At 67.6% G+C, this 25,936-nt stretch carries 1 protein-coding gene (running past both ends of the window); it reads right to left on the bottom strand.

This entire window lies inside a single protein-coding gene on the bottom strand: locus ATK36_RS18480, encoding a scabin-related ADP-ribosyltransferase. The 84,846-nt coding sequence extends 41,498 nt beyond the window's left edge and 17,412 nt beyond its right edge, so the window shows coding positions 17,413-43,348 (codon 5,805, complete, through codon 14,450, partial); the first complete codon in reading order (the gene reads right to left) occupies window positions 25,934-25,936. The start codon and the stop codon both lie outside this window.

Genomic DNA, 25,936 nt, shown 5'->3' with positions numbered 1-25,936 from the left:
TGTCAGGTTTCTCCACCACCGAGAGGTGCGGGCCCACGACATCCGGATCCAGTTTACGGTCACTCACCGCCTTGCGCACCGCGGCCTTCAGCACGGGCAGGACCACGTCCCGATACCCGCGCAGCTTCTCGATGGGCCCGGTCAGGTGCAGCCGGCCATCCGCCTTCTCCTGCCCGAGCCGGAACCGATGCTCGACATCGACCACGATCCGGGCCGCGAATTCGGCCAGCGCAGGGTGATCCTTGATCCGGGCCTTGAATTCGGCCAGCGCATCCTGATCCGACACGCCATCACGAACCTCCACAACCTCCACCACGACCCGGCTCAGCGGCGGATCGGACACATCTATCCGCGCGGACCGCGACCGCTCGGAATGATCGGTGACGGGCAGCTTAATGAGTGACTCGGTCCCCGCATCGGGCAACGGCCGGTGCCCGGCGACCGGCTCCGCCGAATCCGGTCCGGGCACCCCGGTCTCCGGCGCAGGATCCGGACCGGACGGCACGGTCGGCTGCACCCGCAGCTCCCACCGGCCGCTATCGGCCGCCGGCGCCTCCGCCACCATCCGGTGTGCCACATGCCAGGTGAGCTCGTCGACATTGGACAACGGCAGCTCATCGTCACCACGCAGCAGCTCGTCGACCGACTCCCGCAACGCACGGCCGATCGCCGTCGACTCGGCATCGTGGTCCCCCGGCCTCGACGGCGAATCGTGCAGGGTGAGCAGCACGTCGACCGAGGTGTGGCCCTGCCGGGTGAGGTCGGCGATCCACTGGGCGGCTCCCAGGATCTCCGTGGCGTCGTCCGCGGACAGCAGCGGGACGAGCGGATCGGCGAACTTCCCGGACGCCAGAGCCGGGCTACCGGACAGCCGCGTCCGTCGCGCCGTTTCCGGCTCCCCCACCGCGGTAGCGTCCGGACGGGCCGCCGGGGCCGCGGCCACGCTCGGCGTCGCCGCCGGCTCCGGCCGCGGCGTCGCGTCATACAGGTCGTCCCCGCCAACCGACCGGTCCGCCGCCGGGATCGAAGGAGGCGGGGCCGGCGATTCCGGCCGCGACCGCAGCCACAATTCCCACTTGCCGTAATCGGCTGCCGGCGCATCCGGCCGTGCTTCAAGCTCACTGAAAATCCTCAGCCGGTCGGTCGCACCCGGACCCAGTATCTCGTTGATCTTGTCGGTGAGTCCGTTGGCGACGGCCTCGGCCATCAGGGCATGCGCATTGGCCATGACCTCCCGCGGGCCGTTCAACAGCAACTGGAAGAAGAACTCGCCGTGCCCGTCCTGCCGGACGGCGTCGTGCACCGACAACGCGGCCTTCGCCAGCTCAGCTCGATCGGAGCCGGACAGCACCGGCCCAGCCGCAGCGCTGAACTCGCCCTCGGCCACCTGCCGGGTGGGCACGGACTGCCAGGCGGGCACCTCGTGCTCGCGGGGCGAAGCCGGTGAATCCTCCGCCGGCCGCTCACCCGGCAGCTGGGCATCGTCGATTTCGGACTCGATCTCGACGATCCGCTCCCGCATGTCCGGCAGGTCCGGCGCGCGCTGGTGCTCGGGGCTCAGCGGTTCGTGGTCACCCACCGGAGGGTGGTAGATCTCCAGCAGAGCTTCCTGCTCGGCGGACGTTTCGTAGTTCAGCTGATCACCGAGGCCCGCTAACGGGTCAGGGGATTCCGCGACCCGCTCCGGAATACCGGTTTCCCCATCGAGGCCGGCTTCGGCCGTCGGCGCGGCGAAGTCGAAATCGCTGCCCGGATCCGCGGACCACTCGGCGTCGTGGATGAACTCGAAGATGTCGAATTCGTCCCCGCCCGGCCCGGGCTCGGTGGCTCGCTCCGATCCGGCGGCGGAATCATCGGCGCGCCGCGCACCCGCGAGGTCGGCCAGCAACTGCTGGGCAAACGGGCTCATCGACGTTTCCGGCTCGGCCCAGGTACCCGGGTCGGGGAGGTCCCCCATAATCTCGTCCAGCTCCGAGCCGGACTCCTCGCCCGCCGAATCGACCGGCGCACCCTGGACCTCGGACATCTCCTCGTCCGAAACCGAGCCGTCCGAAACCGAGCCGGGGGACGACGGGCTTCCGGTTTCCATCTCCGCATCGGAGTCCTCCGGAGCCGCCGCTTGCGGCACGCTCAGCAGCAGGGCAGCGGCGGCCGCCCGGGCGTGGACGTAGCTGTTGATCCGCACCGAGCGGGCCAGCGTGGCCTCGATCTTCAGCTCCAGGTTCGGCGAACCGGCGAACGCGCGCGCGAAGCCGTCACTGATCAGGGTGCGGGCCTCCTGAATCCGCAGTTCCGCCGATGACGCACGCAGGCTCACCACATCGGCCAGCAGGATCCGGGCGTCGTCCGGGTTCGCCTCCAGTTCCCGGCCGAACCGCTCGGCCATCTCGACGACCTGATTCCTGGCCGCTTCCGAGAGCGCATGCGCGTACTCCACGAAGAACTCGTTGAGGTGCCAGACACCGTCGTCCAGCGTCGGCACGGCGATCTCATGCACGCCGAGCCGGATGGTCGGCCGCTCCTTCTCGCTCGTTTTGGTCCCTAGGTAGGTGAAGTGCAGGTTCTCCGGCACCGGGCCCAGCTTCGCGATCTCCCTGCGCACCACACCTTCCATGCGTCGATGCGCGTCCGTCCGCACCCCGTAATTGTTCGGGGCGTCTTTCCGAACATGCAGCCGCAGGTCCGGCATCGGTTTGTTACTCGCCACGCGGGCATGCACGTCGCTGGCGATGGTGCGGGCTTCTTGCAGCAGCCCTTCCGGGATCCCCCGCGATGCGGTGACGAGCGGCCCGGTCCAGTGACTGGTCTCATCGGTCCAGCGCTTGGCATGTGCCTTGGTGACGCGGCGAGCAAGCTCGACGGGCGCCCGGCCGGGCGGAGGTACCGGACGGGTCACCTCGGCGAAGAGCACGTCCGAGCCGCCGGATTGCTCATCCTGATCGAGCCGGATGTGCCCGTCGATCACCTGCGCCTGGTCCCTGGCCGAACCGGCAGGCAACGCCTCCCGCACCGCCGAACGAACGACCACCGCCAGGTCCCGGGCCAGCGGGGCCGCCGAAAACAGCGCGAGCTCCAGCCGCGGCGGGTGAGCCGGATCGAAACCGGACAGCAGACTCCGGGCGAACCCGCGCACCATCGGCTTCAGCTGACGCACGACGGACACCGGAAGCCGGTCGCTCCCGGGCGTCAAAGGCAGTTCCAGCGAGGTCATCGCCGCATACGTGGCCGGGGCATGCCGCGGACCCGCGAGCAGGGAAATGCCCACGACGGTGACCGGGGTCTCGGACTCGGTCTCCTGCTCGACCCGATCGAAGTCCAGCCCCAGCTCTCGGGGATCCAGTCCGCGCCGCCGGACCGCAGTGCGCACCGCGTCCGCTAGGACCTCGAAGATCCGCGGACCGTCTTCGGTCAGCCGGTCGCTCGGGCCGACGATCGACAACCGCACCGGCGGCATCTCCTGCGCACGCGCGGCACGCCGGGCGATGTCCGCGGCAATCTGCGCCACGGCTCTGCCGAGCAGTAGCTGATCGGAGTCCGCCATTTGCGGCGGGGAGCCGACGACCTTGGCTTCGAACCGGCGCTGGACCGAATCCGGCTGGGACCATCCGGTGGTCCGGATCCGCGACTTCATCTGCGGCGGGTTGCCGGTCGACGGGAGCAGAGCATCGTCGCGAGTGGACGGCCCGGTTTCCCTGGGGGAGGGGGCAACCTGCGAGCTGCCCGGGGAAGCTGGACCCGCGGGCCTGGCGAACGCCTGATTCGGCGCAAGCATCGCGGCTTCGCCGGAACCCGTATCCGGCGCCGGGGAATCCGGCCGCTCGTCGCTCACGTCGGAATTCCGGGTAAGCGCATCGGCCGGATGCTCGCCCGCGAGGTCGGCCATCAGCTGCCGGGTGAACGGACTCATCGGCTCTCCGAGCCCGGCCGCGGGCAGCGGCACGGGGAGATCCGCGAACACCTCCTCCAATTCGGAGTCGGAATCGGAGTCAGGCTCGGAGCGGGCTTCGGAGTCGGAATCGGAGTCAGGCTGGGAGCGGGCTTCGGACTCCCCGGAATCCGAGCCGACCGCATCGTCCGGAGCGTCCGGCATCTCCTCGTCCCGGACCGGACTGCCGAACGACGGCCCTTCGGCGTTCATCTCCATGTCGGAGTCATCCCGAGCCGGCGAGGCCGCCCGCACCGGCGAAGCCGAGGCAGGCCCCGTCTCCCCGGGCAAGGTCTCCAGCAGCCGAAGATCCTCACGAAGATCCGGATCTGCCCCGACCTTCAAGTGGTCCAGCACGGTCTCCAGCGGCGGCTTCTGACCCCGCCGCGTGTCCGCATGCCAGGCGGCAGTGATCGCCTGCCGCAGGAATTCCCCGACCAGCTCCACCCGGTCATGGGTGAACTCGGAGGGACGGCCGATATCCACCAAAAGCGTCGGAAACGGAGCGGCCGGATCTGCCGGGCACCGCGCGACGAAACCCTCCGCCGCCGAGAACATCTGCTGCTGGTGGATCGTCGGCAACATCGCGCGTCGCCGGGGCACGAAGCGGGCATGCAGTTCGCGGGCATCCCGGTAGTGGTCCTTGCTCAGGCCGGACGCACTCGTGTACCGGATGCTCAGGCGGCCGTCGTAACCGTCCGCCCCTTGCTTGAACAACCAGGTGATCGGCAGGCGGTCCACGGTGGCCTTGTCGACGTCGGCCGCGTCCAGCTGCTGGTGCAGCAATTCGGTGAGGTAGGCCGTCGCTTTCTTCCGGACCGTCGGTGCCTGCGGGTCCGGGTCGTTCCACTCGTTCCGACCGCCAAGAGGGACGTCCGGCCCCACCTGCGACCGTACGAAGATCCGGACGTCCGGCAGCTCGGCGTCCGACGGCAGCTGAGCGACTTCGCCCGCCAGCCGCTGCCCCAGCTTCTCGACGCGGAGCTGGACGTCACCGGACAACGTCGCCGTGTCCTGGTCGAGGGTGTGGAATATGCCAGTCACCTCGTTTGCCGGTTCGGTCACCTCGTGCGGCAGCGTCCATCGACCGGCGACCCGATCCGCCCGCGTGACACCCCCCTGCGCCGCGCGACCGGCAGAGGACAATCCGCCATGCTCGTTCCCGGCTTCTTCCGGATTCGCGGTCAACGGGCCTGTGTCGAGCAGCACTGCGTTCCGGTTGCGCAACACGTACGGGTGGATCACAACGAATTCCCGCATGATGTCGTCGACCGACCGGGCGGCCGGGTCACCGTGCTCCGCGCGGACCGCGGCGATGGCCGCCCGGATCAGCGACTCGACCTCGCGCACTTGCGCGTTCACATTCGCCAAGCCCGAACTGACCACTCTGGCGATCAGCACGTCGGTGTAGCCCGGATCCGTGAACACCCGGTAGGCCTGGCCCCAGGCCATCAAGGTCACCCGCCACCGCGCCGAAGCGGACAGCACACCGAAGGTCGTCACGAAGTACTCGGTCAGCGTGGTCGCGTCACGGTAATCCTGCGCGGTGCCACGCGGCGTCGGGAAGATCGAGATCCGGACAGCCGTCCCAGCCCTGGCGGCCGAATGGGTGAGGTAGGTGAACCGCAGCCCGTCCGGCACATGGCCCAGCCGCAGCTCGACCGCGCCACGCAACACGTCCTCAAGCCACTGGTGCGTTTCCGTGCGGGCGCCATGGACAGCCAGCTGACCGACCGCCATGACGGTCAGCCGCACATCCAGCTGCTCCTCGTCCGCCACGTAGCGCTCGGCGACCACCTCGGCGAACTTGACCGCGAGCTCATCCAGCTTCCGCCGGTCGTCGTCGGCGGCGAGCCTCAACTCGTTCGGATCCAGCCGACCTTCCCAGGTTACGGGCGAGCTGGACGCCTCCTGTTTGACCCGCCGCGCCAGATCCACGGGCAACTGCCGGACCAGTTCGGTGTAATCCACCGGCGTCGGCCGGTCCACCGCCCGTTCCGCGACTTCCAGCGACAGGGTGGGGAGGGCGTTTTTGCCGACGTAAGTGTTGATCCGCACCGATTGTGCCAGCAGGGCCTCAATCGTCGTCCAGGGGTTCGACGAACCGGCGAACGCCCGCGCAAAACCGTCGAGGACGAGGGTGCGGGCCTCCTGGGTCCGCAAGTCCGCCATGCGGCCGCCGCCCGTGTCCAGCACGTTGATCGTCAGGGCCCGGTCGTCCTCCGGATTTTCGAGCAGATCCCGGCCGAAGCGCTCGGCCGCGGTGATGACCTGCTCCCTGGTCCCCTCCGCGAGCACCGGCAGGCTATTCAGGAAGGGCACGTCGAGCCGCTGGACACCGTCGACCGGCTCCGGCGCCGGTGTCTCGTGCACGCTGAGCTGGATGGTCGCCGGATCGTCGGCCTTGCGCACATTGTTGGTGAGATAGGTGAAATTCAGCCCCTCCGGCACGGGGCGGAGCTTCGCGATCTCCTGGCGCACCACGTCTTCCACCCACCGGTGCGCGTCCATACGCACATCGTGGGGTTCGACGGATTTCTGGCGAATCTGCAGCCGCACGTCCGATTGCCGCTCGCCGGCCGCCGCCCGGGCATGCACATCGCGAGCGATCCGCTTGGCTGCGGCCCGCAACCCCGCCGGGACCTCCTCCGTCGCGTCCTCGATCGGCCCGGTCCAGAGAATCGTCTCTGTCGTAATCCTTCGGTTGCGCCCCCGGACGATCATGCCGGGCGGCGGGCCGAACTCGCGTGCCGGGCGGATCACATCGGCGAAGAGCCCATTCACCAGGTGGCTGTGCTCACCCCGGTAAAACCGGATGTGCCCGTCAATAACCTGTTCCGCCGTCATGGCCGAACCCGGCGGCAACGCGTCCCGCACCGCCGAACGGACCTCTCTCGCGATCTCGGCGGCCCGGCCTGGGAACAGCGCCGACGGCGAACGCAGGTCCAGCACCAGCTGCAGCGGGGAGCCGGGCTGCAGGCTCCGCGCGAACCCACCCACCATCGACCTGAGCTGAAGCCGATCGGCCGCCGGGAGCCGGCCACCCGGGATCGAGAAGTGCACGTCCAGCGAAGTCATCGCCGCATACGCGGCCGGCGAATGCCGCGGTGTCTGGTGCTCGAAGATGCCGACGGTGGTGGTCTCGGACTCGGTCTCCTGCTCGATGTGGTCGAATTCCAGGCCCAGCTTGTCCGGATCCAATCCCCGGTTCCGGACCGCGCTGCGGACCACGTTCTCCAGCACGGCGAAAAGCGCCGGACCGTCCTGAGCCAACCGCTGCGCCGGAGCAGTGACAGACAGCCGCAACGACTGCATCACCTGACCACGCATGGCACGACGCTCGATCTCACGCACGGTCTGCCGCATGATCTCGTTCGACATCATCTCGTTCAGCCGCTGCTGATCCAGCTCCGTCATCTCCGGCGGAGAGCCGTCGATCTCCGCCTCGACCTGACGCAGAGCCGGATACGGCAGGTGGGCGACGCTGTTCCGCTTCCGCACCGGCGTATCGGTGGGTGGCAGCGGATCGTAGTCCGGAGTGGACAGTTGGTCAGCCGCGGTGGGCTGCGGCGCGAGCACCACGGACCGGCCCTGCCCGGCAACGGGATTGCCGGGCCAAGCGCCCCACGACCCATCCGACTCAAACGCAATAGCCGAATAAAACTGGATAGTCCCGTCCTCGAACACCTCCGCCCGAGACACCGGACCGCGCACCGAACCCGGGTAACCCTCTCCCCGCGCCAACGCATTCAGCCGCACCAGCGAACCACGCTGCCAATCCGCCGCCTGGCAACCCAGCCACATCAACTCACCAGCCTGCCGCCACACCTGCCCACCCGGCAACCCCACGCTGGTGAGCAACCGCATCATCCCAGCCTCGTCAACCCGAACCTCCGCACGATCCGACCTACGCCAATACCGGAAACCACCCTCGTCATGATGCGCCGCAACCGTGTAAGCGTCACGACTCGGAATCCTGGAGAACGCCCTCCGGACCACCTCAGCCTCCCCCGGCGCCGGGAAAAACACCCCCGCAACCCAGCCGGCATCATCCAGCAGCACCACAGAATCCACATCAGACACATCCACCAACCCGGCAGGCACCAACTCCGCCAACGGAACCGGATCAACCACGGTCCCCACCACACCAACCGGACCCCCCACCGGAGCCGGCCGCAACCACAACCCCCACCGAGCATGATCCCGCACCGGCGCACCAGTCCACACATCACCATCAGTCGACCACCTCAACCGATCAGAAGCCCCCTCCCCCAACACACCATCCACCGCACCACGAAGCTCACCACTGATCACCTCGGACATCACCGCATGCGCATCCGCCAGCTCATCCGGCCCATACAACGACAACGACAACTCAAACCCCGTATAACCCAACGCCACCAACTCAACCACCCGCCCCGCAACCCGCCCAATCTCACCACGATCCCGAACCGACAACGCCGGCCACTCCGCAGCAGCAAACTCACCACCCACCATCAACCCGTCAGCCCCAGACTCCCCAACCACCGGCCCCCGCCCAGCAACCCCCTCAGCCGACGACAACTCACCGGAAGACGGCTCGGCACGGACTACAGACTCCGCACGAGGAGTCGGCGACGGCTCGGCCTGCGGTATGGAATCCACCCCCAGGCCCGTATTGCCGAATTGCCCGGTACGGAAATCGAACTGGTCATTCCACACCCCATCCGGAAGCTCATCCAGGAGAGACCGCCCAGCTTCCCCGGACTCGGGCTCGGGGCTGTCCTCCCGGCCCGGTGTGCGCAGGTCGAAATCGTCCAGATCCATGAACTCCAGACCGGAGCCATACAGCGTTTCGAGCGAATCCCACGACTGGGACGCGGGCAAGGTCCCCTCGGCGGGCACATCCGCCATCGCCGCGTCGAGATGCTCGGCACCGAATGCGGAACCGTGGTCACTCGTCGAGGAATCCTCTTGACCCGACTGAGAATCCTGGACGAACAGGGACTCCTCTTGGCCTGGCGTGGAATTCCGGGTACCCGGCGCAGGACTCCGTACACCGGAAGCAGAACGCTGATCACCCGGCGAACGACCCGCGCCACCGATCTCCCCCACCGGGAACTCGGCCGGGGACAACGACGCCTCAGACCCCGAAACATCCTCATCCCGGCTCACCACGCCAGCCGGGAGAGCCGGTCGCTCAGACACAGCCGGCCGAGCAGTACTGAGCCGCAACCCACAAGGCAGCGACGCAACGTGCTCAAACGACACATGCTCCAGCAAACTCGTCAACGCAGCCGGATACCGCCCCCGCCCAGCCTCCGACGCCACCTCAAGCTTCTGCCCCACCAGCACACGCACCGCCTGCACACGAGCAGGACTGTTGACCTCGAACCAAAGACCAGGACGCCGATCCACAGGACTGTCCAGGAAACGCGCGACATACTCCTCCAACGCCCAAGCCAGCTGCTGCTCAGCAGCCGCCGACATCCGGCCCCGCCGACCAGCCTCGCCGGACATGAAACTGAACTCCAGCCGATCAGCCCCACGGTAGAAGTCCGAAGTCCGACCGGGCGTGTCATAGGTCTGGACTACTACCTGGCCGTCGTGCTCGCCGGATTTCCGATACTCGATCCAGGTAATCGGCAGATCAGACATGATGGCATCGTCAACCCCAGCCGCCCGCATACCGTTATGCAGCAACCCGGTCAAATACGCCCGCGTCTTCTCCCGGACCGTCGGCCCCTCCAGCACATTGGGCAACCCCGGCTGCCGCTGCGCGACCTTCCGCGCTTCCGGCGAAATCCGGGACTGCACGGACACCCGCACATCCTGCAGCTCCACATCCGGACCCTGCTCCAGAATCCGCTCCAGAATCCGCCCGCCCAAATCCTGGCCATACTGCTCAATAGCCTCCGCATCAGGATCAAAGAGCCACTGATCCTCCACATTCAGCGTGTGGAACGCCCCGGTGACCTTGAAGCCGCGTCTGGGCAGCGCGGACTCCACAACCGCGCCAGAGTCAGTAACTTCCCCAGACTCCGAAGTCTCCGCGGGCGCCCCGATCCTGCGAAGTTGCGGCTTGGGCGTCCAGTCCTGCTCGCTCCGGATGAGGTCCAGGTTGAGCACGCCGTAATTGAGGGTCTTGTCATCCCGGTAGAACCGGATGTGATCGCGGATCACCTGCTCGGCCGACAGCGGAGAACCTGGCGGGAGGGCTCCGCGCAGAGCCCGGTTGATCTCCTCCGTGACCTGCTCCGTCCGCAGCTCCACACGGCTCGGCCCGGTACTCAGATCGGCGAGCAGCAACGGCGGATGATCAGCATCCGCGACCGCCACCAAGTCCACGAGACCCTGCACCATCTCGTCCAGCCGGCGCACCGCGGCACGAGGGAGCGGGCCACCCTGGCCAAGGAACCGCAAGACCAGCGCGTCCGCGTCGCGATAGCTGCGCAGGGGCTCCTGCGCCGGATGATGCACAGCTACAGTGACGACCAGCTCATCACCACCGTGATCGATGCGGTCGAAATCCAGGGCCAGCTCATCGGGATCCACACCCCGCTCCCGCAACTTGACCCGCACCCGGTCCTTGACCATCTCGACCGCCGAGGAACCGAACTTCCGGCGCTGCGACAAGGTGCCCGTGACGTGCACCCGGACATCCGGCATTTCCAGATCGCCCACGACAGCACGCTCGATATCCCCGGCAATACGATCCGCGATGCGATCAAGCCTCGCCTGCTCAGCATCGGACAACTGCAGCGGATCGTCCCCGGCCAGGGAAATCCGCGCCTTGTCAGCTACCGGGTCCACCTGGTTCAATCCGCGATCCAGGCGCTGGCGCACCGGGCGGTCCGCCAAAGGCAGGGAGACCACCGGCGTATGCACATCGGCCAGCAGGGCGCCGTCCTCGCTGGTGTAAGTCTCGAACCGTACTCCCTGATCCAGCAGTTCATCGATGAGACCGGGCGAGTACCCCGCCTCGGCGAGCGCCCGGGCCGCCCCGTCCCGCACCAGTGTCTTGGCTCGCTGCAGTCGCGGTCCGATCCCGACTGCGGTTGCCCGGTCGTTCGAGCTGGTTGCCACCTTGATCACCAAGGTCTCGCCAGAGCCCGGATTGGCCAGCTTTCGCTCGATGAACCCCTGGGCAAGCGTCGTGATCCGCTGTTCGGCCGCCGCCGAGAACACCGGTAGCCGACGCAGGAAGTACTCGGTCAGCTGCTTCGTCTCACCACTGCGGCAATCCGCCAGCGGCTTGTCGGGTGTCTCGAACCGGCCGATGCTGATGGTGATCGGATGCGGGTCATCACTCCTGGTCATGGTCGTCAAATAGGTGAACGTCAGCTCATCCGTCCGCACACCACGCGCGGCGAGCGCCGCCCGCAGCTCGTCCTCCATCCACTGATGCAGTTCGGTAGGCACGCCATACGTGGACGGGGACTTCTTGCGGACAGTCAGCCGGATGTCGGTCCACTGCAAGTCATTGTTCGCACGATCCCGCAAATGATCCGCGAACCGCTCGATCGCCTCCCGCATCCCTGTCTGCTGCCCGTCCAGCAACGTCCGTGGCCGTGCCGGAGAGGGGTTGCCGCTCCAGTGATCGAGCTCGACCTCGGCATGCGCGTTGGCTCGGGCGTTGGCCGAGCCGGAGAGGGGCTCCATCTCGGGCGGGGTACCCACTTCATCGAGGAACAGCCCTTGCGAGTTGCCCGCGCGCTTACCCTGGTGGAACAGGATGTGGTCGTTGATCACCTGCTCCGGCGTCAGCGCCGAATCAGCCGGCAAGGCCGCCCGCACGGCGGCGTTGACCCTCGCCGTGACCTTGGCCCGCCGGACAGCATGGAGCTTTTCCGCCGAACGCTGATCGATAAAGAACGTCGGCAGATCCTCCGGGGCCACACCGGACGCATGCGCAGCCAACCGCCGGGTGAAACCACCGACCATAGCCTCAAACTGACGACCGCCGGCCTCCGATAGGTCAGCATCACCCTCCACAAAAGGCACGGTCAGTGACGTCATCGCCTCATACGCCGCCAACGAGTGCCGCGGCGCGTAGTGCTCCACTACCTCGGCGCGGATCGGGTCCTTGCTCTGGACTTCGACCACGGAGAAGTTCAGGTCCAGCGCGTCCGGGTTCAGCCCACGGTCGGACACCGCGGCACGCACCGCGCCCTTCAGCGCCAACATAGCCGCGTCGCGGTGCTCAGCCCGCCGCTTCGGGTTACCGATGAGGTGCAACCGGATATCCGGTAGCACCTGCCCACGCTGGAAACGTTCCTCGATCTTCCCGGCGAAGTCCCTGGCGATCTCGTTCAGCCGGCCCTGATCCCACACCCCATCGACGACCTCCACCGCATGCCGGCTCTGCGGCGGATCGGGCTCGGTCATATTCGAGGTCCGCGCCCGCACCGGTTCCACGGTGATGCGCAACGGGGTATCCGGCGGAGTGAGCAACCCAGTCTCCGCCTCGGCCATCGGCTGATCACCCGGGGAATCCGGCGCGAGCACCACCCACCGGCCCTGACCGGCAGAGGGATGGCCGAGTCCAGTACGCCACGACCCATCCGGCTCAAACGCAACAACCGAATCAAACTGGATAGTCCCGTCCTCGAACACCTTCACTGTGGAATCCGGTCCGGCCACCCGGCCCGGGTAACCCAGGCCCCGCGCCAGCGCGTTCAGCCGTGCCAGCGGGCCGTTCCACCCCCCGTCCACCACCCGGCAGCTGAGCCACATCAGCCCACCGGCGTGCCACCATCCCGGCTCACCCGGCAAGCCGACGCTGGTGAGCAACCGCATCATCCCGGCCTCGTCGACCCGGACCTCCGCGCTATCCGAGCGCCGCCAGTACCGGAACCCGGACTCGTCATGGTGCGCGGCGATCGAGTAGACATCCGGATTGCCGGTCCGGCGGGCGAACGCTGTCTGCATCAGCCCGGCCTCGCCCGGCGCCGGGAAGAACACCCCCGCGATCCGGCCGGTACCGTCGACCAGTACCGCAGAGTCCACATCGGACACATCCACCAATTCGGCAGGAACCAGCTGCGCCGGCGGAATCGGATCCGCCACGGTCCCCGCCGCACGAACCGGGCCCCCCGGCTGCATCCGCAGCGCCCACCGAGCATGGTCCTGCACCGGCGCACTGGCCCATACATCACCCTCAAGGGACCAGCTCAGCCGGTCCGCGGCCCCCGCACCCAGCACAGCATCCACCGCGGCACGAAGCTCACCGCTGATCGCCCGGGACATCGCCATCTGAGCATCGATCTGCTCGTCCGGCCCGTACAACGACAACGAGAGGCTGAATCCGGTGTGGCCCTGCCGAACCAGCTCGGCTACCCGCCCGGCAACCCGGCCGAGCGAAGCACGGTCCCGATCGGACATCGCCGGCCACTGCGCGGCACTGAACTCACCTTCCACCACCAGCCCCTCGTCCCGAGGCTGCTCGGCCACCGGGAACTCGGACGAGGACAGCTCGTCCGCGAACTGCTCGGTATGGACCATGGACTCCGCGCGAGGAGTCGGCGGCGCCTCGGTCTGCGGCCCGGAATCCACCCCCACGCCCGTATCACCGAATTGCCCGGTGCGGAGATCGAATGGGGCGTCCGACGCCTCGTCCGGAAGCTCCTCCAGCCACGACCGCCCGGCTTCCCCCGGCTCGGGCTCTGTGCTGTCCTCCCGGCCCGGTGTCCGCAGGTCGAAGTGGTCCAAACCCATGTACTCCAGGCCGGAGCCGTACTGCGTCTGGAGCGAATCCCACGACTCGGACAGGAACGAGAACTGCTCGCCGCCGGGCACATCCGCCATCTCCGCGTCGGAATGCTCGGTGCCGGATTCGGAATTCCCGTCAGTCGTCGAGGAATTCTCCTGGCCAGGCGTGGAATTCCGGGCACTCGGCGCAGGACTCCGGACGCCGGCATCGGAGTGCTGATCGCGCGGCGAAAGTCCCTCGCTACCCGTCTCGGCCTCCGGCGCCGCCGGGAACTCGGCCGGGGACAACGAGGCTTCGGTCCCCGAAGCATCCTCCTCCAGGCCCTCCGGGCTCGCCGATGGCTCGGACCCAGCCGGCCGGGCAGTACTGAGCCGCAAGCCACTGGAAAGGCCCGGAACATGGTTGAACCGCACGTGCTCCAGCAGAGTCGCCAATTCGGCCGGATACCGCCCCTGGTCACTCCGCAACGCCGTGCCGAGCTTCTGCTCCACCAGCTCGTGCACCGCTTCCAGGTGAGCCGGACTGTTGACGTCGATCCAGAGGTCGGGACGCCGGTGCTCGGGACTGTCCAGGAAACGGGCGACATATGCCTCCAACGCCCAGGTCAGCCCCTGCTCGGCGGCTACCGAAATCCGGCCCCGCCGACCGGCCGCGCCGTTCATGAAGCTGAGTTTCAGCTCATCGGCCGTACGGTAGAAGTCCACAGTCCGACCGGGCAGACCATGGGTCTGGATCGTTACGCGGCCGTTCTGCTCGCCGAACGCCTGATACTCGGTCCAGGTGACCGGAAGGCGAGACAGAATCCCGTCGCCGACCCCGGCCGCCCGCATGCCGTTGTGCAGCAACCCGGTGAGATACGTCCGCGTCTTCTCCCGGACCGCCGGCCCGGTCACCACATCCGGGAGTCCCGGCCGCCGCACAACCTTCCGCGTTTCCGGCGAGATCCGGGATTGGACGGACACCCGGACGTCCGGCAGTTCGACGTCCGGGCCCTGCTCCAGAATCCGCGCCCCCAGCTCCCGGCCATACTGCTCGATGGCCTCCTCGCCGCTGTCGAAGAGCCACTGATCGTCCACATCCAGCGTGTGGAACGGCTCGGACACCTTCGAGATCAGCCTGGATTCCGCCGACGACCCTGGCTCGGCGTGCAGCCGGGCTACCGGCCGGAGTGCCGGGGTGAGCACCCAGTCCGCGTCGCTCCTGATGATGTCCAGATTGAGCCAGCTGTGTTGCCCGGGTGTGCTGTCCCGGTAGAACCGGATGTGATCGCGGATCACCTGCTCGGCCGACAGCGGAGAATCCGGCGGGAGTGCGCCGCGTACCGCCCGGTTGAGCGCCTCTGTGATCGTCGCCGTCCGCCGGTCCAGGTACTTCGGCCCGGTCCGCAGATCGACAAGCAGCAACGGCGGGCGATCGGCATCCGCGACCGCCAGCGAGTCCACGAGACCCTGCACCATCTGCTCCAGCTGGCGCACTTTGGCACGCGGGAGCGAGCCGCCATAGCCCAGGAGCCTCGCGATCATCGCGTCCGAGTCGCGATAGCTGCGCAGAGGCTGCTGCGCAGGCCGATGCACAGAGACGGTGACCAGCCCGCGGCCCTCGCTCTCGATACGGTCGAAATCCAGAGTCAGCCCATCGGGATCCACCCCCCGCGCCCGCAATGCGGCACGCACCCGCTCCTTGACCAACGAGGAGCCGAACGCCCGGCGCTGCGTCAGGGTGCCACTGACGTGCACCCGGACATCCGGCATTTCCAGATCGTCGGCGAGCGCACGCTCGATATCCCCGGCAATCCGGTCCGCGATGCGATCAAGCTTCTCCTGATCATCGTCGGACAACTGCCGCGGATCGCTCCCGGTCACGGCGATCCGGACCTCGGTCTCGACCGGGTCAACCAGGTTCTCGCGCTCACTCGGGCGCTCGCGGACCGGACGGTCCGCCGGAGGCAGCGAGATGACCGGCGTGCGCAGATCGGCCAGCAAGGCGCTGTCACTGTGGTGGTAGGCCTTGAATCGCACTCCCCGGTCCAGCACGTCCTCGACCGTGAGATCGGACGGGCCCGCCTCGGCGAGCGCCCGGGCCACTCCGTCCCGCACAAGAATCCGGGCCCGCTGCAATCGAGCGGCGATCCCGAATGTCTTCCTTTTCCCGTCCGGTCTGGCCGCCACCCCGATCTCCAAGGTCTCGCCCGAGTTCGGGTCGGCCAGCATCCGCGCGGCGAGTCCCTGCGCGAGCCCCATGACCCGCTGCTCGGCCGCCGCCGACAACACCGCCAGCTGGTTCAGGAACTGCTCGGTCAGCTGCTTCGTCTCACCATTGCGGTAATCCGCCACCGCCCGATCCGGCGTCTCGTACATGGTGAAACTGATCGTCGCCGAGAAAGAATCGTCCTTTGCGGCCATCGACGTCTGGTAGGTGAACGTCAGCTCGTCCGGCGCTACACCACGCGCGGCGAGCGCCGACCGCAGCTGCTCCTCCATCCACTGATGCAGTTCAGTACGCACCCCGTACGTGGCCATAGCCGGCTTGCTGACGTTCAGCCGGATATCCCACAACTGCAGGCCATGGTTCGCACGATCATGCAACTGGTCCGCGAACCGATCGATCGCGTTCCGCATCCCCTCCTGGTCCTCGGCCAGCAACGTCCGCGGCCGGCCCGGATGGACCCGCCCACTCCACTGATCGACCTTGACCTCGGCTCGCCTCCGGACCCGGCCGAAGTCATTCTCGGACAACACGACGATCTTCGGCGGAGAACCCACCTCATCGAGGAACAACCCCGGCGCGTGCACTCGCGGTCCTTGGTGCAACCGCATGTAGTCGTTGATCACCTGCTCCGGCGTGAGTGCCGAATCAGCCGGCAATGCGGCCCGCACAGCGGCATTGACCATCTCGGTGACATTGTCCCGCCGGGCGTCGTTCAGCTTGTCCGAAGAACGCTGGTCGACCAGGAACTTCGGCAGATCGTTCCCGCGCACACCGGCCGCATGCAGCGCAGCCAACCGCTTGACGTAACCACCGATCATCGCCTCCACCCGACGACGACCGGCATCCGAGACGTGATCACCACCCGCCACAAAGGGCACATTCACCGACCTCATCGCCGCATACGACGCCAACGCATGGTGCGGAGCCTGGTGCTCCAGCACTTCCACGAGTGTCCGCCCCACACCGAGGTGCTCGACAACGGAGAAGTCCAGCCCCAGCACATCCGGATTCAGCCCGCGACCACGCACCTGGGCATACACCGCGGCTTTCAGCGCGGGCAACACCAGATCCCGATACGCCGCCCGCCGTTCCGGACGACCGGTCAGGTGCAACCGGATATCCGGTAGCTCCTGCCCACGCCGGAACCGAACCACGGCCTTGTCCACGACACGAGCCGCGATCTCGTCCAGCCGGCCCCGATCCAGCACCCCGTCGACAACCTCCACCACATCCCGGCTCTGCGGCGGATCGGATTCGAACGTTCGCGGGCTCTTGCCCCGAACCGTTTCCTCGGTGATGGGCAACGGGGTATCCGGCGGAGTAAGCAACCCGGTCTCCGCATCGGCCATCGGCCGATCACCCGGGGAATCCGGCCCGAGCACCACCGAATTGCCATGACCGCCAGAGGGATGGCCGGCTAGACGGCCCCACCTCCCAAACCGATCAACCGCAGCGAACGTATCGACCTGGATGATCCCGTCCTCGAACACCTCCGCCCTGGATTCGGGCCCGAGCACCACGCCCGTGTAGCCCATATCCCGGACCAGCACATTCAACTGCGCCAGCGGACCGCCCCGGCTCCAGTCGGCCACCCCGCAGCTCAGCCACACCAACGCCTTCGACTGCTGCCACCCCGGTCCGTCCGGCACCCCGGCGGCGACCAGCAGCCGCATCAACCCGGCCTCGTCGACCCGAACCTCCGCACCATCCCGCCAATAGCGGAAACCCTGCTCATCATGATGCGCGACAATCGAATACCCACCCTGGCCACCGCCCTTGGCACGAAACGCGGTCTGTACCACCTCGGCCTCACCCGGCGCCGGGAAGAACACCCCCGCGTCGCGGCCGGCCCCGTCCTCCAAACGCACCAGGCTCACGCCACGCAGAACATCCGAATCCGACCAGCCCGAAACCACATCGCCCAACGGGACGGGGTCCACCACGCTACCCGGCCCCATCCCGGCATCCGGCTCGCCGGACTGCCCAAAGCTGAAATCGAAATCCTCGTCCCCCCACATGTTCAGCGGAATGTTGTCCAGCGCGAGCGGAGACCGCCCGTCGCCGACCAGAGAATCCCCGCCGACGGTGCTGACCCGCACGCCGTGGTGAAGGTCCGGAACGTGCTCGAACCGCACCTGCCCGAGCAGGGTCTGGACATCGGCCGGACGACGCCCTGCGGCGCGTAACAGGGTGCCGAGCTTCTCCTCCACCAGCTCACGCACCGACTCACGGTTGTGCTCCTTCTTGAACTCGATCAGGAGCCCGGGACGCCGGTCCTCGGAACTGACCAGGAAACGGGCGGCGTCCCCCTCCAGCTTCCACCCCAGCCGCTGCACGGTAGCCACGGGAATCCGATCCGTCGCGACGCCGCGGGTGACGAGTTCGAAGGTGACCCGGCGGGCCTCGCGATAGTCGGCCGGGGTCAGGCCGGGCATGCCATAGTTGCGGACCGTCACCTGGCCCGGGTGCGGGCCCTGGTACTGGTACCCGAGCCAGGTGATCGGAAGGCTGTTCAGGGTCTCGTCGGACAGGGTCCGGCCGCCGAGCTCGGCCGCACGCAGGCCCTGGTACAGAAGCCCGGTGAGATACTCCCGGGTCCGCCGCTGAATCGGCGGCCGTTCGTCCCACGAGGCCGAGGCCTTCCGTCTACCGGTGTACTTCCGGAACTTGACGGAAATCCGCACGTCCGGCGGTGCGCTGTCCGGACGCAGCGTCAGCATCCAGGCACCCAGATCCTGGCCGTACCGCACCATCCCCGCGCCGTCATCGGCGAGCTGCTGCTCGCCCACCTCCAGCTTGGAGAACACCCACGAGTCCTCCTCCAGGCCGGAGGGAACCTCGACGACCAACGGGCGGATAGCGACCAGCAACACCGCATCGGTACCGTCGTAAACCTTGAACCGCACTCCCTGGTCCAGCACCTTCTCAACCGTGAAATCGGACGGGCCCGCCTCGGCGAGCGCCCAGGCCACACCGTCCCGGACAAGCGTGTCGGCATGCTGCAAACGCCCTCCGAATATGGTCCCGGTGGATTCTCGCCGGGGCACCACCACATCTACCGTCAAGACCTCGTCGCTGCCCGCCAGTCTCTGCATGGCCAGGTACCGCGCCATCCTGATGACCCGCTGCCTAGCTGCCGCCGACACCACCGGCGAATTGCTCAGGAAGTGCTCGATCAGCTCCGTCTCGTCACTGCCGTAATCCTCCAGTGACACGTTCGGCGTCTGGTACATGGCGAAGCTGAGGACGGTCTCGCCATTCTTGCTCCGCGTCAAGTAGGTGAACGCCGGCTCGTCCTGCGCCACCCCACGCGCAGTGAGCGCCGCCCACAGATCCTCCTCCATCAACTGGTGCAGACCCGTACGCACATGATGCGGGACCGACGTTCTCTGGTAGACGGTCAGCCGAATGTCCCTCTGCGGCAAGCCCCGCGCCGTGTCCGCGAGCCGGCCCGCTGCCGCCTGCATCCCCGCACGCGCATCGTCCCCACCCAGCCACGTCCCCGACTTTTCGTCATAGCTGTCGCTCCACCGGTCGATCTCAGCCTCGGCCACAGCATCCCGGACCCAGGTGGACACGCCTATCGGCAGCGGCTCGAGCTTCGGCTGGGGACTCCTCAGCTCTTCAAGGAACAGTCCTTGCCCCTTCTTGGCTGTCCCCAGGTGCAACCGGAAGTGCCCATCGATCACCTCCCGCGGCGTCAACTCCGAGCCGGACGACAACAACACTTCCCGCACAACCTCATTGGCCAGCTTGGTGAGCCAGCCCGGGCCCTTCTTCGAACGCAGGTCAAGCAGCAGCACAAGCCGAGCATCCTGAGCGACGCCCGCCTTGTGCAGCCGATGCAGCCGCTCCACCCGCCCGACAAACCCACCGATCAGGCTCTTCAGCCGGAGACGGGCAGCCACCGGAATACGATCACCGTCACGCACAAAAGGCACCACCAGCGACGTCATCCCCGCATAGGACTCCAGCGCATGCCGCGGATCATCGTGCTCCACCACCTTGATACCAAGCGCAAACTTGCCCCTGTTTTCAGCAACATCGACATCCAGCCACAGCTCATCCGCGTCCAACCCTTGCTCACGCGCCTCGGCACGCACCTCGTCCCTGAGCCCCGACACAAGCTCGTCCCGGCGACTGTCCAGCGTCGCCTTCAGGCCGGTCAGTTCCAGCCGGAAATCCGCCGGCTCCAGTCCACGCTCGCGCCGCTCCTTGAGCTCTTTCACGACGGCCACGGCCCACCGGCCCGACACCGGAACCCCACGGTTGAAGTCCACCTCATACCGGGCCAGCGGCAAATCGGATTCTTCGAATCTTGCGAACTTCGGCCGTACCGATTCCTCGGTGACCGGCAACGGTGTGTCCGGCGGGGTGACCAACCCGGTTTCCGCACCACCCATCGGCTGATCCACAGTGGACTGCGGAGAATCCGGCCCGAGCCCCACCGACGAGCCGTCACCGTCAGAGGAATGGCCGGGTAGACGGACCCGCCTCCCATACTGATCAACCGCGACGAACGGGCCCGACTGGATAGTCCCGTCCTCCCACACCCTCACCCTGGATTCCGGCCCCAGCACCACGCCCGTATAGCCCACCATATCCCGGACCAGCACATTCAACCGCTCCAACGGACCGCCCACGCCCCAGTCAGCCTCCCAGCAGCTCAGCCACACCAACGCCTTCGACTGCCGCCACCCCGGCCCATCCGGCACCCCAGCAGCAACCAGCAACCCCAAGAACCCAGCGTCATTAACCCGAACCTCCACACCATCCCGCCAATAACGCAAACCCTGCTCATCACGATGCGCAACAATCGAATACCCACCCTGACCACCCCGCTTCGCAAGAAACGCAGCCCGCACCACCTCCGCCTCATCCACATCCGCATTCGGGTCCGGGAAAAACACCCCCGCATCACGACCACCCCCATCCACCAAACGCACCACACTCACACCACGCAGAACACCCGAACCCAGCCAACCCGAAACCACATCACCCAACGGAACCGGATCCGCCACGCTACCCGGCCCCAGCAAGGCATCCGGCCCCTCCGACTGCCCAAAACTGAAACCGAAATCCTCCTCCCCCCACGTATTCAACGGAATGTTGTCCAGCGCGAACAGAGACCGCCCATCGACCAGAGAATCCCCACCGACAGTGCTGACCCGCACACTGTGCTCAAGATCCGCAACCTGCTCGAACCGCACCTGCCCGAGCAGGGTCCGGACCTCGGCCGGACGACGCCCTGCGGCTTGCAACGCGGTGCGGAGCCTCTCCTTCACCAGCCTACGCACCGGCGGGAGGTCGAGGCCCGTCTTGGCCTCGATCAGGAGCTTGGGACGCCGGTCCTGCGAACTGAGCAGGAAACGGGCGACGTCCCCTTCCAGCTTCCACCCCAGCCGCTGCTCGACAGCCGCGGGAATCCGCTCCGCACCGCGGCTGCCGATGACGAGTTCGAAGGTGACCCGGCGGGCCTCACGGTAGTCGGCCGGGGTCATCCCGGGCATGCCGTAGTTCCGGACCGTCACCTTGCCCGCGTGCGAATCCGGGCCGTTGTACTGGTACCCGAGCCAGGTGATCGGAAGGCTTTTCAGGGTCTCTTCGGACAGCGTCCGGCCGTCGGCGTCGGCCGCACGCATGCCCTGGTACAGAAGCCCGGTGAGATACTCCCGGGCCTGCCGCTGCATCGCCGGCCGTTCGTCCCACGAGGACGGGGCCTTCCCTCCAACGGAAATCCGCACGTCCGGCAATGCGATGTCCGGCTGCAGCTCCAGCATCCAGGCACCCAGATCATGGCCGTACCGCACCATCCCCACGCCGTTATCGTCGAGCTGCTGCTCGCCCACCTCCAGCTTGGAGAACATCCACGACTGCTGCTCGAGGCCGGACGGGACCTCGACGACCGACGGTCGGATATCGGCCAGCAACACCGCACGGGGACCGTGGTGAACCTTGAACCGCACTCCTTGGTCCAGCACCTCGTCGACCGTGAGATCGGACGGGCCCAGTTCGGCGAGCGCCCAGGCCACACCGTCCCGGACAAGCGTGTCGGCATGCTGCAAACGCCCTCCGAATATGGTCCCGGTGGATTCTCGCCGGGGCACCACCACATCTACCGTCAAGACCTCGTCGCTGCCCGCCAGTCTCTGCATGGCCAGGTACCGCGCCATCCTGATGACCCGCTGCCCAGCTGCCGTCGACACCATCGGCGAATTGTCCAGGAAGCGCTCGGTCAGCTCCGTCACGGTGTCGCCGTAATTCTCCAGTGACTCGTCCGGCGTCTGGTACATGGCGAAGCTGACGACGGTCCAGCCCTGCCTGTTCTGCCGCGTCAAGTAGGTGAACGTCAGCTCGTCCTGCGCCACACCACGCTCGGTGAACGCCGCCCGCAGCTCATCCTCCATCAACAGGTGCAGACCCGTACGCACACCATCCGGGACCGGCGTTCTCTGGCGGACGGTCAGCCGAATGTCCCTCTGCTTCAAGCCGCGCGCCCTGTCCCCGGACCGGCCGGCTGCGTCCCGCATCCCCGCACGCGCATCGTCCCCACCCAGCCACGTCTTCGACTTTTTGTCGTAGCTCCCGCTCCACCGATCGATCTCAGCCTCGGCTTTAGCCCTCTCGACCCGGGCGTACACGCCTTCCGGCAACGGCTCGATCTCTGGCTGGGGACTCCTCAGCTCATCAAGGAACAGTCCTTGCCCATGCTGGGCTGCCCCCAGGTGCAACTGGAAGCGCCCCTTGATCACCTCCTCCACCGTCAGCCCTGAGTCGGACGGCAACTCTTCCCGCACAACCTTGTTGACCAGCTTGGTGATCCAGCCCCTGTTCTTCTTCCTCGAACGCAGATCGAGCAGCATCACCGGCAGAGCATTCTGAGCGACGCCCTCGCGGTGGTGCAGCCGAACCAGCCGCCGGACGAACCCACCGAGCATCTTCGCCAGCCGGGGACGGGCAGCCACCGGAATACGATCATCGTCACGCGCAAAAGGCACCACCAGCGACGTCATCCCCGCATAGGACTCCAGCGCATGCCGCGGATCATCGTGCTCCACCACCTTGATACCAAGCGCAAACTTGCCCCTGTTTTCAGCAACATCGACATCCAGCCACAGCTCATCCGCGTCCAACCCTTGCTCACGCGCCTCGGCACGCACCTCGTCCCTGAGCCCCGACACAAGCTCGTCCCGGCGACTGTCCAGCGTCGCCTTCAGGCCGGTCAGTTCCAGCCGGAAATCCGCCGGCTCCAGTCCACGCTCGCGCCGCTCCTTGAGCTCTTTCACGACGGCCACGGCCCACCGGCCCGACACCGGAACCCCACGGACGAGGTCCACCACATACCGGGCCAACGGCAAATCGGATTCTTCGAATCTTACGTTTTCCGCCCGCACCCGATCCTCGGTGATGGTCAACGGCGTGTCCGGAGGGGTGGGCAACCCGGTTTCCGGTGCCACCACCGAGCCTTCCCCATCGGCCACCAGCACCGAGGTGGGAGAGGTCGACAGCGAGCCGGACTCGGTGCGCGGTCGCGGGACGACCCCGCCCGACCACACCGCACTGTGGACGTGGTCCCACAGCCGTTCCAGCGCCCGGTCCGGCTCCGCGGTGTCGATCCCGAACCGGCCGGCGAGGTCGAGCATCTCCTCCGGGGTGGCTCGTGCGAAAAACGGCCGGGTGTTGGCCATCCGGTCGATCTCGGCCAGGGTGCGCTGCTCGACCGGGCCGAATTCGGCCATGTCGAACAGGTCGAGTACGCGCTGCTGTTCCGCGCGGTAGAGCCCGCCGGGTTCGCCGATCTCCTCGCCGAGTTCGACGGTGAAGTCGTAACCCTTTTCGTCGCGGTGCGCGTTCAGGTAGGCGACCAGCCCGATGGCTTCTTCCTGGGTCAGGTTCGTCGATGCGTTCCCGTGGAGGTCCCCGTAGTTGACCACGATGCGCGAAACGTCGTGCCAGGACAGGCCACCGTGCAGCTGCGCCTCGAAATGGCGCCCGAACGCGGCATACCCGTCGGCTTGGAGGTCGGCGGCCATCTCCGGGTCGTACCGGAACCCGGTCACGCTGCCGAGCGCGAGCCGCACGTTGTCCGAGGGACCGTAGGCCAGCAGACCGTAAACGTGATCGGCGTCGGTGATCCGTTCGACACCCTGACGGCCACGAGCGGCGCTGTCGCTCGGCGTGAAAGTCGCCCGCTCCCGGACTTCCGGCTTGAGGTACAGGACGCTCGCGCCGTAGCTGTACGTACCACCGTGCTGCAGCCCGGAGTTCAGCGCCGCGTACACCGGAGTCTCGTGTGGCGCGGTAGGCGCGAAGTCGGCGGTCTCGTCATGCCGGTTGGCCGGATCGCCACTGATGCGGCCGAGCACCGGGCCGTAGCCCAGCTGCTCCTCGACCCAGCCGCGGCCGGACCGGGACGGCGGATCGGTGGTGGACCCGGACTCCCAGAACGTGGGGAACCGGTCCTGACGGGTCAGCACCTCGGCCCAGCTCGGCGCCCGCTTGCCAGGTTCGCGTGGCGCATCGGCAGGAACGCGGGCGAAGTCGATGTTGCGCGTCAGGTCCATGGTGCGCAGGTTCAGGTGCGCGGCTTCCAGAATGCGGTCCATCGCCGCCGGGTCGTCCACCGGGTACCGGGTGCCCGCGGTGCGGTTGAGGGAGGCCACCCGCAGTTGGGCGAGCTCCCGGTTTTCGTCGTGGAATTTCGCGCCGCGCTCGGCCGCGAGCTGCAACGCGTTCCGCTGGGTCTCCGACAGTGATGGGCGGCCGAGGTGGCGATCGACCGCGGACAGGACCACACCGGGGTGCTCAAGCCGGTCGAGCAGCGCGTTGAGCACGGCGGGCGAGCTGCCGTCCCGCGTCGCGACGGCGATCTCGGCGGCCAGGTCGAGCGTGCGCGCCCGATCGCTGAGCGGGATCCGTCCTTCCCCGGCGTCGGTCCGGGCGTAGTGCCAGCCCTTGTCCAGTGCACCGGCCAGTTCCTCGGCGACCGCATCGACATCCGCCGGGCGACCGAAGGTTTCCCAGTGCCCACCGCGGGCCACCGCGGTGAAAGCCTCGTCCTTCGCGCCGAGCAGCGGTCCGAACGGCGTGCTCGTCTCGGTGGTCACGCGGCTGGAGGCAAGCACCTCATCGGTGGCGGCGTGCACCACCGAGGGGCCACCGAAGGAGTCCATCGCCTGCTGGAAGTCGTACGCGAGCCCGCCCGGCCCGCGACGGTGGCCCGACGCGTTCAGGAAGGTGAACGAATCCGGTTGCGCGGCCTGGAATTCGGGGGTGGAGGCGACATGCGCGGCGAGCGTGCGCCCGTCCACCCACACTCCCACCGGCTGCCCGTCGGGTCCGGGAACCTCGATCCGCGCATGGGTGTCGGTGGTGGGACCGCTGATCATGAAGGTCCGCTCGTCCGCCCACGGCGGGCGAATCCGGATCCCGCCCATCCCGCGGCCCCGGCCGTTCAGCCGCGCGCCGGGATCGGCGTGCGCCGCGTCGGTGAACGCCCGCACCTGCTTGAGATCGGCCTCCACGAGCAGGCTCTCCCCGCGCTGCTGGTGCAGCCATTCCTGCACCGCCGACGCATCGTCGGGCGCCAGGTAGGTCAGGCCGCCGACGGTGCCGTCCGGGTTCGTCAGCCCAGTGCTGACCACAGTGCCCGGGGCGAACTCGATGACGGTGTCCGGTGCGCCGCCGACCTGGCCGGTCAGGCGGGTCGGGTCGGCGACCACCAGATCGTCCAGTGCAACCCCCGAATCGACCCGGGTCAGCTCGATCGGGTCGAGGTCCGCGTCGGGTTCCGGCGAGACCCCCGAATCGATGCGGGGCAGCTTGCTCAGCTCCGCGAGGACATCGGCCTTGAACTGCGGTGCCCGCTCGGCGGGGACGGTGACCGGCGGCGGCTCGACCCCGTCGTAGTGGTGCTCCACCAGGGTTTCGGCGTAGGAGCGGGGATCGGGCCGGACCGGCACGGCGGCGGTGTCCCTGGCCGGGCCGGCGCTCCAGGCCGGGTTGAACCGCGCAGGCCGGGACACCTGCGTATCGGTCCAGGTTCCCTTGCCGGTCACGGTCACCAGGCCGTGCGCCATCGGTGGCAGCTCGGTGCGCACCCACTCCCCGGT

This window comes from Amycolatopsis sulphurea (genome assembly GCF_002564045.1).
GTDB classification, from domain to species: domain Bacteria; phylum Actinomycetota; class Actinomycetes; order Mycobacteriales; family Pseudonocardiaceae; genus Amycolatopsis; species Amycolatopsis sulphurea.
Note: the sequence above shows the minus strand (reverse complement) of the source record. Positions and strands in the feature narration are given on the sequence as shown.